The following is a 13,696-nucleotide window of genomic DNA, read 5'->3' as shown; positions in this document are numbered from 1 at the left end:
ATCATTTCGATCGTTCACATCGTAATCACATGACGGGAGTCGGCGCCAGAGCCGAAGGCCCGGCAATGAGAGGTGGAGCCCCATGACCGACACACGACGGACCTGGTCCGAGGCCGAATCGGCGCGCTACCGAGCCGCCGGCTACTGGGAGGGGGTGACCTTCGGCGCGCGTCTGCGCGCGGGAGCGGCCCGCCACGGGGAGCGCGTCGCCCTGGTCGACGGCGATCGGCGGTGGACCTACGCCCAGCTCGACGCCGAGGCGGACCGTGTCGCCGGCGGACTGCGCGGACTCGGGGTGGGCCGGGGCGACCGCGTGGTCGTGCAGCTCCCCAACCGCGCGGAGTTCCTGCTGGTCTGGTTCGGGTTGCAGCGGCTCGGTGCCGTTCCGGTGCACGCCATGCCGGGCCACCGGCGCCGGGAGATCGGCCATCTGGTGCGTGTCTCGGGTGCCGTGGCCTGTGTCGTGCCCGACCGGCACGCCCGGTTCGACCACCGGCGACTGATGCGCGAGGTGCGGGCGGAGCAGGGGGCTGACGGCTCGCTGCGGCATGTCGTCGTGGTCGGTGATCCCGGACCCGACGACGGCTTCGTCTCCTTCGAGACGCTGCGGACGGACCCGCCCCTCACCTCCCTTCCCGGCTCCGACGACGGCGGGGCGCACGCCTCCGACGTCGCTCTCCTGCTGCTGTCCGGCGGGACGACGGGCCTCCCGAAGCTCATCCCGCGCACGCACGACGACTACGCCTACAACGCGCGCGCCTGCGCCGAGGTCTGCGCGCTCGACGCGGGGACCGTGTACCTGGCGGTGCTGCCCCTCGGGTTCAACTTCGCCTTCGCCTGCCCCGGGGTGCTGGGCACCCTCATGGCCGGGGGAACCGTCGTGGTCGCACCCGACCCCAGCCCGCAGACGGCGTTCGCCCTCGTCGAGCGGGAGCGTGTGACCCTGACCTCGCTGACGCCGCCGCTCGTCCCCCACTGGACGGAGGAGGCCGCCGCCGGCTCCTGGGACCTCGGGAGCCTCGCGGTCGTGCAGGTCGGCGGGGCACGGCTGCCGGAGGACCATGCCCGCAAGCTCGGACCCGCGCTCGGGGTGACCGTGCAGCAGGTCTTCGGCATGGCGGAGGGCCTGATCAACCTCACCCGCCTCGACGACTCCGAGGACCTGATCTGCGCCACCCAGGGCCGGCCCGTCTCGCCGGACGACGAGGTGCTGGTGGTGGACGACGACGGCGCGCCGGTGCCGGACGGCACGGCCGGCGAACTGCTGACCCGGGGCCCGTACACGCTGCGGGGCTACTACCGCGCCGAGGAGCACGACCGCACGGCGTTCACCCCGGACGGCTTCTACCGGTCCGGGGACGTGGTGCGGCGTCTGCCCTCCGGTCACCTCGTGGTGGTGGGGCGGATCAAGGACCAGATCAACCGCGGCGGTGAGAAGGTCGCCGCGGCCGAGGTGGAGGAGCAGTTGCTGACCCATCCCGCGATCACGGCCGCGGCGCTGGTCGGTGTGCCGGACGAGCGGTGGGGGGAGCGGTCGGTCGCCTTCGTCGTCTGCCCGGGCGCGGCGCCCGGCGCGCGGGAGGTCGCCGCCCATCTCCGGGAGTGCGGTCTGGCCGGGTTCAAGGCGCCGGACGAGGTGGTGCCGGTCGCGGATCTTCCGCTCACGGCGGTCGGGAAGGTCGACAAGGCCGCGCTGGCACGGCGGTTGCCCCGGGCGTAACGCGCGGCGCGGAGGAGCGCCCGGTGACCGGGGCGCTCCTCCCGTCCGCCGTGAGCGGACCTTCACCGCCGGTGTTCCGATGCGACGAGGGCGACCCCGTCGGCGTGGGCGAGCAGCCGTCGGGTGACGGGGTGCGCGGGGGCCGTCAGCACCCGGTCCGCGGGTCCGGCTTCGACGACGCGCCCCGCGTCCAGGACGACGACCCGCTCGGCACGGCGGGCGGCGGACGTCACGTCGTGCGTCACCGTCACGACCGTCGTCCCCAGGGTCCGCCGCAGCGAGTCCAGCAGGTCCAGCACCCCGCTCGCCGTCTCCGCGTCGAGGGCGGAGGTGATCTCGTCGCAGACCAGGACACGGGGCTGCGCGGCGAGCGTCCGGGCCAGCGCCACGCGTTGGCGCTGGCCTCCCGACAGCTCCCCCGGCCTGCGTGCCGACACGTCCGCCTCCAGCCCCACCAGGGCGAGCAGCCGCAAGACTTCACGGGCGGCGGCGTCCCGGGGAAGGCCCCCCACCCCCCTCAGGGGGCGCATGAGGGCGGCCTCCACCGACTCCCGGGGGTTGAGGGCCCCGCGGGCGTCCTGCGCGACGAGCTGCACCGCGGCACCGCGTCCCCGCTCCCCGGTGTCCTCCTCCCACTCGACGCTCCCCCGCGCGGGCCGGTGCAGCCCCGCGAGACACCGGGCGAGGGTGGTCTTGCCCGACCCCGAGGGGCCCACGACGGCGGTCCAGGAACCCGCGGGCACCGTGAGGGAGACGCCGTGCAGCACGGGAGTGCGCCCGTGGGCCGCGTCCAGGTCGCGCACGGACAACGCCCGGTCGGTGCCGGTGCGCCGGGCGCTCCGGGGGCCGGGTACGGCGGTCGGGGCGCCGGCGGGCGAGGGCGGAGCCGGCCTCCGCGCCTTCGGCGCTCCCGCGCCGGCGATCCGGCCCCCGTCCAGACGGATCACCTCGTCCGCCACCGACGCGATCCACGACGGATCGTGGCTGACCAGCAACGCCGCCCGGTCCCCGTCGGACAGGACCTCGGCCAGCAGGCCGCGCATCCCGTCCGCCAGGACCGTGTCCAGACCGCTGGTGGGCTCGTCCAGGACCAGCAGGCCGGGCGCGCCCGCCAAGGCGAGGGCGAGACCCACCCGTTGGGCCTGTCCTCCCGACACCTGCCGCGGCAGCCGCCGCCGGAACTCCCGGTCGGCCGGCAGCCGTACGGACAGCAGCAGCTCCTCGACGCGCGCCCGGACCTCGTGCGCGCGCGTCGCGCCCGAGCGCAGGCGCACCGCCTCGGCGATCTGCGTGCCGATCCGGAGCGCGGGGTTGAGCGAGGAGGCGGGATCCTGCCCGAGGTAGGACACCACTCGCCCCCGCAAGCGGCGGGCGTGCTCGCGGTCGAACGGGTCGAGGCCGGCCACCCGGACGGTTCCGGCACGGACCTCCAGGCCGGGGCGGACGTGCCCGAGCAGGCTGTACGCCAGGCTGCTCTTGCCGGAGCCGGACCGGCCCACGACCCCGAGCACCCGCCCGCGCGGCACCGCCAGGTCGGCGTCGTGCAGGACGGGCGGGCCGCCGGTCACGGGGCCGAGGGACAGTCCGCTGATCGCGGCGAGCGGGTCCGTCCCTGTCGGGCGGCCGGTCGGACGGCCGGTCATGCGGCGCCCCTTCCCACGGTGTCCGCCAGCCGTCCGGCCAGCAGGCCGACGCAGACGGAGAGCAGTACGAGCAACAGGGCGGGGGCGAGGAACGGCGTGACGGCGAGGGTCGCGCCGGGAGCGTTCTCGCTCACCATGCGTCCCCAGTCGGGCGCCGCTCCCGCCGGGCCCAGGCCGAGGAAGCCCGCGGTGGCGGTGAGGTGCAAGGAGGCGACCAGGCGCAGCGCGGTGTCCATGAGGGCCGGACCGGCGATGTTGGGCAGCACGTCGTGGCGCAGTACGGCTCGCCGGGTGTCGCCGCGGGCCAGGGCCGCCTCGACGTACCCGCTGCTCAGGACGGTGTCCGCCGCGGCCCGCAGGACCCGGGTGGAGAAGGGGGCGGTGGCCAGCGCGACGGCCGCGATCAGCGCCGCGTCGCTGCCGGGGAACCCCGCCGCGAGGACGAGCACCACCAGGAGGGCGGGGAGGACGGCGAGGGCGTCCACGCAGCGGACCAGCAGGTCGCCCAGCCGGCGGGAGACCATGGCCGCCAGGACGCCGGCCGCCAGTCCGACGGTGCCTGCCGCCGCCGTCCCCGCCAGCGCGGTGAGGACGAGGGCACGGCCGCCGCCGAGCAACCGGCTCAGCACGTCCCTGCCCAGCACGTCGGTGCCCAGGAGGAACTGTCCGTCCGGCTGCTGGAAGGGCGCCGCGAGATGGGCGGTGGGGCTGTGCGGCGCGGCCAGCGGCCCCAGCAGGGCGAGGAGGAGCACCAGCAGGGTCATCGATCCGGTGAGCAGTGGCGGCCGGTGGCGGCCGCCGGGACCGGGACGGGCCGCGCGCGGACGGGGGTGCGGTGGTGTCGGGGCCGTCGTCATCGGCCGTGCCCCTCCCGTGTCCCCAGCAGGCGTGCGCAGAGGTCGCCCAGCAGCAGCACCGCGAGCATCACCGCGACCAGGGCGGTGGCGATGCCCTGCACCATCGGTACATCCCGGGCCGCGACGGCCAGTTGCAGCTCCCGGCCGATCCCCGGGTAGTCGAAGACGTTCTCCACCACCACCGCGGAGCCCACCAGCGCCCCCGTGGTGAGGGTGAGTGCCTGGACGGCCGGACCGGCGGCGTTGGGCAGGATGTGACGCACCGCCAGCCGCACGCCGCGCACTCCGTTGAGCCGGGCGGCTTCGCAGTACGGTGTGCCCGCCACGTCCGCGACGGAGGCCCGCAGCAGCCGGGTGGCCACCGCGAGGCCCACCGTGCTGAGCGTCAGCACGGGCAGGACCAGCGCGTGCGGGACGTCGAGCGGCGTGCCTCCCAGGGGGATGACGGAGACGCGCGGAAGCACCTCCAGCCACACCGCCAGTACCGCGACGAGCAAGGCCGCGACGACGAACTCCGGTACGGCGGCGAGGATCTGGGCGGCCGTCGAGACGACGCGGTCGGCGCCGCCGCCGCGCAAGCCGGTCCACAGGCCCAGCAGCGCGGCGAGCGGCGCGGTGACCGCGAGGGTGAGGCCGGCGAGGAGCAGGCTGTTGGGCAGGCGGGTGGCGATGACCTCGGCAACCGGCCTCTCCCCCACGAAGCCGTGGCCGAGATCCCCCCGGACCGCGCCCGCCGCCCAGTCCGCGTACCGCTCGACGGCCGGCCGGTCCAGCCCGAGTCCGGCCCGGACCTCGGCGCGTTGCGCCGCGGAGGCGTCCATGCCGGCGACCGCGCTGACCGCGTCTCCCGGGAGGACCGCCGTGGCCGCGAAGACCGCGGCCGACAGCAGGACGAGCAGGACGGCGGCTCCCGCGAGGCGACGGGCGGCGAAGGCGAGCAGCTTCACGCCAGCGACGCCCGGGAGAAGCCGGGGAACTGCTCGAAGAGGTCGTCCCGTATCCCGTCGACCCCCTTGGCCTGGGCGTTCAGGTTCGGCTTGAAGACCGGAAGCACCTGGTTGCCCTCCGCCCACCGCGTCCGCTGGGCCCGGGTGCCCAGTTCCTCCGCCCGCGCCCGGTCGCTCTCGGCGCGTGCCCTCGCCACCAGGGCGTCGGTGTCGGGCCTCTTCCAGCCGAAGGCCGACGGTGATCCGCCCGCCGTGCTCATCTGGTAGGCGGACAGCGCGGGGATGGGCATCTGGTACGCACCGGCCAGGGGCAGCGCCGCGTACGCGGGGAAGTCGGCGTAGAGCTGCCCCGCGGGCAGTTCGCGGACCGAGGCGCGCACGCCGACCTTCTTCAGGTCCTCGACGAAGAGGGCGGCCGTCTCGGTCATGCCCGGTGTCTCGGGACCCGTGGTCAGCCGTATCTCCATCCCGTCGGCTCCGGCCTGCCGGAGCAGCGCGCGGGCGCGCTCCGGATCGTGCGCCCGCTGGGGGACGCCGTCCGCGTAGTCGGGGAAGCCGATGGAGGGCAGGTCGTTGCCGATCTCGGCTTCGCCGTGGAACACGGTCCTCACCATCGCCTCGCGGTCGACCGCGAGTTTGAACGCCTCCCGCACGCGCGGGTCGTCGAAGGGTTTGGCGTTCATGTTCATCTGGAAGGAGAGGCCGACGAGGTAGGGACTTTCCGTGGGGGCGAGTTCGACCTTCGGATCGTCGGTGAGGGTGCGCGCGGTGACCGGCGAGAGGTCGTGCGCGAAGTCGATCTCACCGCCGGTGAGGGCCCCCGCCCTGGCGGTCGAGTCCGCGATCGACCGCAGCTCCAGACCGTCGAGGTGGGGCACGTGGCCGTAGTGGTCGTCGTAGCGCTCGAACGCCGAACCCTGGCCGGCCGTGAACTCGGCCAGCCGGAAGGGGCCACAGCTGGGCATGCCCTTGCGGAAGACTTCCGTGCCGTCCTTGACGACCAGAAAGTTGCCCTGACACAGGATCAGGCGCCCGTCGGCGATGGGCCGCAGGGTGGGCAGGACGACCTTCAGGTCCCCGTCCGCCTTGGCGCGGGCGAGGTCGAAGTTGGCGGCGGCGAGCCGGTACACGGGCAGTTTGCTCCGGGCCGCGAGGACGCTGAGCGAGTGCAGGACGTCGGCGGACGTCAGTTCGGAGCCGTCGGTGAAGCGGACGCCGGGCCGTACGCGCAGTGTGTAGGTCGACAGGTCGTCGGAGACGTCGATCCCCTGGAGCACGCCGTAGCGCACGCCGTCGGGACCGTTGGGGTCGAGGTTGCCCAGGGTGCCGTGCCACGCCCGGGCGCGCACCAGGTCCAGGGCGGACGGGCCGTTGAAGAAGTCGAGCGTCTCGGAGGCTCCGCCGCCGGTGAAGGCGGCCCGCAGCGTGCCGCCCGAGCGGGGCGAGGAGCCTGCTCCCGGCTTGCCGTCGGTGCCGGGTCCGTCGGTGGAGCACGCCGCCAGCAGGCCGGGCCCCACCGCCAGAGCGGCGGCGCCCGCCGCGCCGCGACGGAGGAAGGCGCGGCGATCGATCTGTCTGGACATGCTTCTCCTTGACGTTCTGCGTGAAGTGATGTGCGCGCGGGGGCCGACGGGCCCGGGACGGCGAGTGGGGTGCTCTGCGGGACCGGCCGCGCCGTCGCCCCGCGAACGGTCAGGCCGCGGGCTGTCGGAGCGTGAGGGCCCCGGAGGGGCAGGCCCGTACGGCGTCGCGCACGGCGTCCGCCTGGGACACCGACGGGCTTTCGACGAGGACGTGCACCAACCCGTCGTCCTCGTCCTGATCGAACACGGCCGGCGCCGCGAGCACACACTGTCCCGCCCCGACGCACCGTTCGCGCTCGGCGCTGACTCTGCCGGCTCCGGAAGCCTGGCCTGCCAAGGTCATGAGGGCCCCTCCCCTGTGGCCGCACACGCGGCCGACGACGCGGCAGTCAGAAGCTAAGCGCAAACGACATCCATATTCAACTAGTCATCCACACTCCGGCCCCACGTCCGGGACACGCCCCACATCGATCAACTCCGATACGGGCTGAAAATGATTACCATGTGCTACGTCTCGACGCGCCGGACCGGACACGCGGCCCACGAGAGGACGAACCGCCATCATGACGAGAGACCTGCGGCCCCACCCCGACGCCCAGCCGGCCGCTTCCGCGCCGTGGCGCCCCACGCGGCAGCGGACGGCCGTCCTGAACGCCCTGCACGGACGGACCGGCTTCACCTCCGCGCAGGAGTTGCACGAGGCTCTGGAGGCCGACGGCGTCACCATCGGCCTGACCACGGTGTACCGGACACTCCACACCCTGGACCGCTCGGGCCGCGTCGACGTCGTACGGGACCGGACCGGAGAACGGCTCTACCGGCACCGGCCCACCGACGGCCACCGCCACTACATCGTCTGCCGCGACTGCGGGCTGAGCGCGGCGGTGGAAGCGGAGGCGGTCGAGCGGTGGGCGGACGAGGTCGCCGAGACCATGGGATTCGCCGAGGTCGAGCACACGGTGGAACTGTCCGGAGTCTGCGACCCCTGCCGCACCGAGCACCGCCGCACCGCCGCCGAGCCCCCGCCCCCGCGAGGCGGTCGCGGGGACCGCCGGGCCGACTCCTGAAAATGATTGTCATCGTGCTACGGTCGTCGCACGCTCAACCATTGACCGGCCCTTTACCCGGAGTGACCCGTGCGCGTCCCTGCCCGTCTCCTGCCCTTCCCGGCGGCCCTCGCCGCCTCCGCCCTGCTCACCGGATGTTTCGCCGCCACGGAAGCCACGGGCACCGACGCCGGCGAGCGCGTCCGCGTCGCGATGATGCAGCCGCCGCGGTCGGGCCTGTCCCCGCTCTCGGACGACGCCTTCAAGCTGTCCCGCTGGTCGACGGCGGAGACGCTGGTGAAGCTGGACGCGGACGGCGACGCGCGGCCCGCGCTGGCCACCGAGTGGAAGCAGTCCGGCCGGAGCTGGACCTTCACCCTCCGTGAGGGCGTCACCTTCCACGACGGCACGGAGCTGACCGCCGAGGCCGTGGTCCGCTCCCTCACCAAGGCGGCCGGCGCCTCGCCCAAGCCGCGCATCCTCGACGGCGTCGAGCTGACCGTCGAGGCGGTGGACGCCGCCACCGTGACCGTCACCACCGCCGAGGAGGACCCCCTGGTTCCGCAGCGGCTCAGCTCCCCGCAGCTGTCGATCCTCGCCGCCAAGGCATACCGGGGGAAGACCGTGAACCCGGTCGGCGCCGGCACCGGCCCCTTCGAGCTGACCCGCGTCAACGGCACCTCCTCCGCCGCCCTCGACCGCTACGACGACTACTGGGGCGGCACCGCCAAGGCCCCCGGCATCGACGTCACGTTCGTGCCGGACGGCACCGCGCGCGCCGCCGCCCTGCGCAGCGGCGAGGCCGACATCGTCGAGGCCGTGCCCGTCTCGCAGGCCGCGCTGCTGGACGAGGACCTGATCACCGAGGTCCCGATGCCGCGCACCAACACCCTGTACCTCAACACGGAGAAGGGCGCCTTCCAGGACCCCGCGCTGCGGGCCGCGGCCCGGGAGGCGATCGACGCCGAGTCGATAGTGAAGGGCGTGTACGAGGGCAGGGCGGACGTGGCCGAAGGGCTGCTCGGCCCCGCGCTGCCGTGGGCGTCCGGCCTGCGCGAGCCGGTGCGCCGGGCGAAGGCGGGCGACCCGGACGGCCGGACCATCACGATCGGCACGTTCACGGACCGGGCGGAACTGCCCGAGGTCGCCGCCGCGTTGCAGCAGCAGCTGCAGAAGGCCGGGTTCCGGGTGAAGCTGGAGGTCCGCGAGTACGCCAACATCGAATCGGACGCCCTGGCGGGCGCGTTCGACGCGTTCATCCTCTCCCGGGCCACCGTCCTGGACTCCGGCGACCCGGCCGCCTACCTCTACAGCGACTTCGCCTCCGACGGCTCCTTCAACATCTCCCAGCTCGCCGACCCGGCCGTGGACAAGGCCCTGCACAAGGCGGGCGCCACGCCGACGGGAGACGCCCGCCGACAGGCGGTCATCGACGCCGAGGCCGCCGTGCTCGCCACCGACGCGGCCGTGCCGATGCTCCACGAGCGCGTGATCCAGGGTGACGCCGCCGACGTGGTCGGCGCGGCCCACGACCCGCGCGAGCGGGAGCTGGTCACGCTCGACACGCACGTCAAGTGAGGCGGTTCGCAGCGGGGGCGACCCGCGCCGTCTGCCTGCTCGCCGTCCTCGCCGCCGTCGGCCTGCTGCCCTGGCTCTCCGGCCGGGACCCGGCCCTGACCGTGCTGCGGGCCCGGTCCGCCGAACAGGAGCCGACCGAGGAGGCGCTGTCCGCCGTCCGCCGTGACCTGGGGCTGGACGCCGGTCCGCTCTCCCTGCTCGGCGACTGGGCGGCCGGGCTGGTACGGGGCGACCTCGGCACCTCGTGGGTGTCCGGGACGGAGATCCTGCCGTCGGTCCTCTCCGGACTCCAGGTGTCGCTGGGTCTGATGGCCGCCGCGCTGACCGTGGCGGTGCTGCTGGCCGTGGCGCTGGTGGCCCCCGTACTGGTGCGCGGGCGGGGATCGGCCGGGGCGTTCGCCGCCATGGCCGCCGCCGTGCCCGAATTCCTCCTGGCGACCGTGGCGCTGCTGGTGTGCGGCGTGTGGCTGGGATGGCTGCCGACCTCGGGCTGGCAGGGGCCGGAGTACATGGTCCTGCCCGCCCTCGCGCTCGGTGTCCCGGCGGGTGGTCTGCTCGGCCGGCTCGTCGCGGACGCCCTGCCCGCCGTGCTGGACGAACGATGGGTGGAGCTGTGGCGGGGCGCGGGCGTGAGCCGGGCCCGGATCGCGGCCGCCGCGCTGCGCCGCGTGGTCCCGCCGCTGGTCCCCCAGTTCGGGATGGTCGCCGTCGGCCTGACGGGCGGCGCGGTGGCCGTCGAGGCCGTGTTCGCGGTGCCCGGCATCGGACGTACCGCGCTGGGCGCGGCCAAGTCGCAGGACCTGCCGCTCCTTCAGGGCTCGGTCCTCGCACTCCTCGCCCTGGGCCTGGTCACCGGCGCGCTGGCCGCCCTCGTACGGCGCCGGCTGCTGGGACCGGCCCTGCGCGACGCCGGGCTCGCGCTGCCCCCGCCCCGCCCGGTGCGGGCGCACCCGGCGATCCCGGTCGCCCTCGCCGCCGTCCTGCTGACGGCGATCGGCTGGGGGCTGCTGCGCGACCCGTACGCGGTCGACACCACGGCCCGGCTGGCACCGCCGTCCTGGGCGTACCCGCTGGGCACCGACGGACTGGGCCGCGACGTACTGGCCCGGCTCGGGCACGGGGCCGCCTCCACGGTCGGCACGGCGGCGGCCGTGTGCCTGCTGAGTCTCCTGGCCGGGCTGGCGCTGGGCTTCCTGCCGGGCGTCGCGGCGGGGGCGGCCGACATCGCCAACGCTCTGCCGCCGGTGATCGTCGGCATCCTGGTCGCGGCGGCGGCCGGGTCCGGCACCGGCGGCGCCGCCCTCGCCGTCGCGCTCATCTCCTGGCCGCCGCTGGCCGCGCACGCGGCAGCGCTGGTGCAGGAGGTGCGGGCGTCGGCCTTCCTGACCGCCCAACGCGCCATCGGCGCATCGCCCCTGTGGATCCTCACCCGGCACGTCCTGCCGTCCGTCGCGGCCCCGGTCGCACGCCACGCCCTGCTGCGGCTGCCCGGCATCGCCCTGGCCCTCGCCTCCCTGGGCTTCCTGGGCCTGGGCGCCCAGCCGCCCGCCCCCGAGTGGGGGCTGCTCCTGGACGAGTCGCGCGCGTACATCGAACGCGCCCCCTGGGCGGCCCTCGCCCCGGCGGTCGCGCTGGCCCTGCTGGCGGGGCTGGCCGTGTCCGGGGCGGCGTACGCGCAGGGCAGGGCGGCGAAGGGCCCGTCCGGCCGAACGGTACGAAAGGAGACCGCCCGTGTCGCACGAGGCGCTGCTGTCGGTGCGTGACCTGCGGGTCGCGTTCGGTCCCGTCGAGGCGGTCCGGGGCCTGAGCTTCGAGGTCCGGGAACGCGAGGTGTTCGCCCTCGTCGGGGAGTCGGGCGCGGGCAAGTCCCTCACCGCCCGGGCGCTGCTCGGCATGGTGCCGCGCGGTGCGACCACCGGCGGCGGCGTGCGGTTGCGGGGCTCCGCCGACCTCGCCGCGGAACGCGGGCGACGGATCACCCTCGTTCCGCAGGACGCCCTGTCCGCCCTCTCCCCCGTGCACCCGGTCGGCGACCAACTGGCCGCCGCCGTACGGTCGGTCCAGGGCCTGTCCCGTGGCCGGGCGCGCGCCCTCGCCGTGGCGGCGCTGGACCGGGTCGGCATCCCGGACGCGGCGCGCCGGGCTCGGGCCTACCCGCACGAGTACTCGGGCGGCATGCGGCAGCGCGCGGTGATCGCCATGGCGACGGTCAACGAGCCCGACGTCGTCGTCGCCGACGAACCGACCACCGCTCTGGACGAGGAGCGCCGCGAGCAGGTGCTGCGGGTGCTCGCCGAGCAGCGGGAGGCGGTCGGCGCCGCGCTGGTGCTCGTCACCCACGACCTGGAGGTCGTACGGGAACACGCCGACCGGGTACTGGTGATGTACGCGGGCCGGGCGGCCGAACTCGGCCCGGTCCGGCAGGTGCTCGGGCGTCCCCGAGCCCCCTACACGGCGGGCCTGCTGGCGTCCCTCCCGCAGGACGGCCCCCGGCTCCGTCGCCTGCCGGCGCTCCCCGGCTCCCCGCCCGCGCCGGGCGCTCTCGGCCCGGGCTGCGCCTTCGCGCCGCGCTGCCCCCTGGCGACCGGCCCGTGCCACGACCGCGAGCCCGAGGCGCGGGCCGTGGACGAGCGTCTGGTCGCCTGCCACCACGCCGACGACCTGTCCGACCCCCTCCGGGAGTTCGTGTGAACCACCCTCCTGTGAACCACCCTCCTGCGCAACACCCCCTGCTGGAGGTCCGCGACCTCGTCGTCCGCTACGGTCCGGTGACCGCCGTGGACCAGCTCTCCTTCACCCTGGACGCCGGTGAGACCCTGGCCCTCAACGGCCCCTCGGGGTCCGGCAAGTCCTCCACGGCCCTCGCGGTGCTCCAGTTGCGCCGGCCCGACGGCGGGACGGTCCGCTTCGAGGGCCGGGAGCTGACGACCCTGACGGAGCGCGAACTGCGCCCGCTGCGCCCGCGCATGCAACCCGTCTTCCAGGACCCGTACGGCTCCCTCAACCCGCGCCACCGCGTCCGCGACGCGGTGGCCGAGCCGCTCAAGGTGCGGGGCGCCTGGCACCGGTCCGACGGACCCGCCCGGGTGGCCGAACTGCTCGACCGGGTGGGTCTCGACCCCTCCTACGGTGACCGGCGCCCGCACGAACTCTCCGGGGGTCAGTGCCAACGGGCCGGGATCGCCCGCGCTCTGGCCTCCGAGCCCCGGCTGCTCGTCCTCGACGAACCGGTGTCGGCGCTCGACGCCTCCGTACGCGCGGGTGTGCTGAGCCTGCTCTCCGACCTCCAGGACGAATTCGGTCTGGGATACCTGTTCATCTGCCACGACCGGGCGGTGGTACGGCACTTCGCCGACCGGGTGGTGGAGCTGCGCGACGGCGCGGGGGCGGGCCGGGTCACCTGACGACGGCCGTCCAGAAGGCCGCGGCGGCGATGACGGCGAGAGTGACGTTGAGTGCGATCCGGCGGTCCCCTCCGGTCAGGTGCACGACGATCGCGCCGGCCTGCAGGAGGACGAAGCCGAGGGCCGCGGCCGGTGCCGAAGCGGGCGCGATGCCGGTCGGCCCCGGCAGGACCAGGCCGGCGGCGCCCAGCACTTCCAGGGCACCCAGCGCCCTCAGGGCGGGCAGCGGCACCCGGTCGACCCAGGCCATCATCGGCCGCAGCCGATCGGGGTCGCGGACGAGCTTCAGCGTGCCCGCGTAGAGATAGAACAGGGCGAGCGGCCCCGCGGCGATCCAGTAGGCGATGTTCATCGTTCCTCGGTCAGGTCAGGTCAGGTCTGTGGCGGGCTCGGTGGCGTAGCGGCTCATCCGGTCGAGGGTGACCTCCGGCGTCGGCGGCAGGCCGCCGGCGAGCGCCGCCTCGAGATCCCGGAAGTACTGCACGTAGAAGTCGGGGGTGAAGGTGCTGAGCATGACGGCCGGCCGGTCGGTGGGGGTCGCGAAGGTGTGCGGGACGCCGGGCGGCACCATGACGAGCGTGCCCGGCGTGGCGTCGTGCACCTCCGCCCCGACGGTGAACCGGACGGTGCCGGAGAGGACGTAGAAGCCCTCGTCGTGCCGGCCGTGGCGGTGCTGCGGCGGACCCTGGGTGTGCGGGGCGAGGACGGACTCGGCGATCGCCAGGCGGTGTCCGGTGTGGCTGCCGTCCTCCAGCACGCGCATGCGTGTGGAACCGAGAACGATCGTCTCGCCCTCACCGGGGCCGGTCACGGACACGGCGGGGGCGGGCTGCGGCCTGCCGGTGTTCACTTCTTCGGTCATGTCGATCAGTGGACCGCCGGGGCACCCCGGCCGTCCAACACCCTTTGCGCGACGCC

General features: G+C 74.9%; 13 protein-coding genes. 6 read left to right on the top strand and 7 right to left on the bottom strand.

Annotation, left to right across the window (positions count from 1 at the left end; translation table 11 throughout):
• Positions 1-82: 82 nt before the first annotated feature.
• Positions 83-1,720 carry a (2,3-dihydroxybenzoyl)adenylate synthase gene (locus ACFZP7_RS32975; RefSeq protein WP_385637776.1) on the top strand — a complete coding sequence of 546 codons (1,638 nt, stop codon included), beginning with the start codon at positions 83-85 and terminating at the stop codon, positions 1,718-1,720.
• 62 nt (positions 1,721-1,782) lie between these two features.
• Here ACFZP7_RS32975 and ACFZP7_RS32970 read toward each other — a convergent pair whose 3' ends face one another.
• From ACFZP7_RS32970 to ACFZP7_RS32950, 5 genes are all read right to left on the bottom strand, one after another.
• The gene (locus ACFZP7_RS32970) at positions 1,783-3,363 is read right to left on the bottom strand and encodes an ABC transporter ATP-binding protein (RefSeq protein WP_385637773.1); all 1,581 of its coding nucleotides are present in this window, start codon (positions 3,361-3,363) and stop codon (positions 1,783-1,785) included.
• On the bottom strand, positions 3,360-4,220 hold the full coding sequence (locus ACFZP7_RS32965) for an ABC transporter permease subunit (protein ID WP_385637771.1): 861 nt from the start codon (positions 4,218-4,220) through the stop codon (positions 3,360-3,362). The genes ACFZP7_RS32970 and ACFZP7_RS32965 overlap by 4 nt, the downstream gene beginning before the upstream one ends.
• Positions 4,217-5,167 (bottom strand): ABC transporter permease, encoded by a 951-nt coding sequence (locus ACFZP7_RS32960; RefSeq protein WP_322501924.1) that lies wholly within the window; start codon positions 5,165-5,167, stop codon positions 4,217-4,219. The genes ACFZP7_RS32965 and ACFZP7_RS32960 overlap by 4 nt, the downstream gene beginning before the upstream one ends.
• Positions 5,164-6,750: an ABC transporter substrate-binding protein gene (locus ACFZP7_RS32955; RefSeq protein ID WP_385637768.1), complete on the bottom strand. Its 1,587-nt coding sequence runs from the start codon at positions 6,748-6,750 to the stop codon at positions 5,164-5,166. The genes ACFZP7_RS32960 and ACFZP7_RS32955 overlap by 4 nt, the downstream gene beginning before the upstream one ends.
• Positions 6,751-6,859: 109 nt before the next feature.
• Entirely contained in the window at positions 6,860-7,093 is a 234-nt protein-coding gene (locus ACFZP7_RS32950; RefSeq protein WP_385637766.1) for a ferredoxin, read from the bottom strand.
• Between the two features lie 220 nt (positions 7,094-7,313).
• Between ACFZP7_RS32950 and ACFZP7_RS32945 the strand changes: the two genes are divergently transcribed.
• The 5 genes from ACFZP7_RS32945 (at position 7,314) to ACFZP7_RS32925 (ending at position 12,778) form a co-directional block, all read left to right on the top strand.
• Positions 7,314-7,817: a Fur family transcriptional regulator gene (locus tag ACFZP7_RS32945; RefSeq protein ID WP_385637764.1), complete on the top strand. Its 504-nt coding sequence runs from the start codon at positions 7,314-7,316 to the stop codon at positions 7,815-7,817.
• A gap of 69 nt (positions 7,818-7,886) precedes the next feature.
• A complete protein-coding gene (locus ACFZP7_RS32940) occupies positions 7,887-9,374 on the top strand; it encodes an ABC transporter substrate-binding protein (RefSeq protein ID WP_385637762.1) in 1,488 nt (495 codons plus the stop codon).
• Entirely contained in the window at positions 9,371-11,137 is a 1,767-nt protein-coding gene (locus tag ACFZP7_RS32935; RefSeq protein ID WP_385637759.1) for an ABC transporter permease subunit, read from the top strand. Before ACFZP7_RS32940 ends, ACFZP7_RS32935 begins: the two co-directional genes overlap by 4 nt.
• Positions 11,106-12,065: an ABC transporter ATP-binding protein gene (locus ACFZP7_RS32930; RefSeq protein ID WP_385637756.1), complete on the top strand. Its 960-nt coding sequence runs from the start codon at positions 11,106-11,108 to the stop codon at positions 12,063-12,065. Before ACFZP7_RS32935 ends, ACFZP7_RS32930 begins: the two co-directional genes overlap by 32 nt.
• 11 nt (positions 12,066-12,076) lie before the next feature.
• The gene (locus ACFZP7_RS32925) at positions 12,077-12,778 is read left to right on the top strand and encodes an ATP-binding cassette domain-containing protein (protein WP_385637754.1); all 702 of its coding nucleotides are present in this window, start codon (positions 12,077-12,079) and stop codon (positions 12,776-12,778) included.
• Here the strand turns inward: ACFZP7_RS32925 and ACFZP7_RS32920 are convergent.
• Positions 12,771-13,130, bottom strand: a complete 360-nt coding sequence (locus tag ACFZP7_RS32920) for a DoxX family protein (protein ID WP_062137773.1) — start codon at positions 13,128-13,130, stop codon at positions 12,771-12,773. The two genes, ACFZP7_RS32925 and ACFZP7_RS32920, sit on opposite strands and share 8 nt — an antisense overlap.
• Before the next feature lie 15 nt (positions 13,131-13,145).
• Positions 13,146-13,640 carry a cupin domain-containing protein gene (locus tag ACFZP7_RS32915; RefSeq protein ID WP_385637751.1) on the bottom strand — a complete coding sequence of 165 codons (495 nt, stop codon included), beginning with the start codon at positions 13,638-13,640 and terminating at the stop codon, positions 13,146-13,148.
• Positions 13,641-13,696 lie beyond the last annotated feature (56 nt).

The organism is Streptomyces sp. SudanB5_2050 (assembly GCF_964272335.1).
Classification (GTDB): Bacteria; Actinomycetota; Actinomycetes; order Streptomycetales; family Streptomycetaceae; genus Streptomyces; species Streptomyces rochei.
This window is presented reverse-complemented; position numbering and strand designations above follow the sequence as displayed.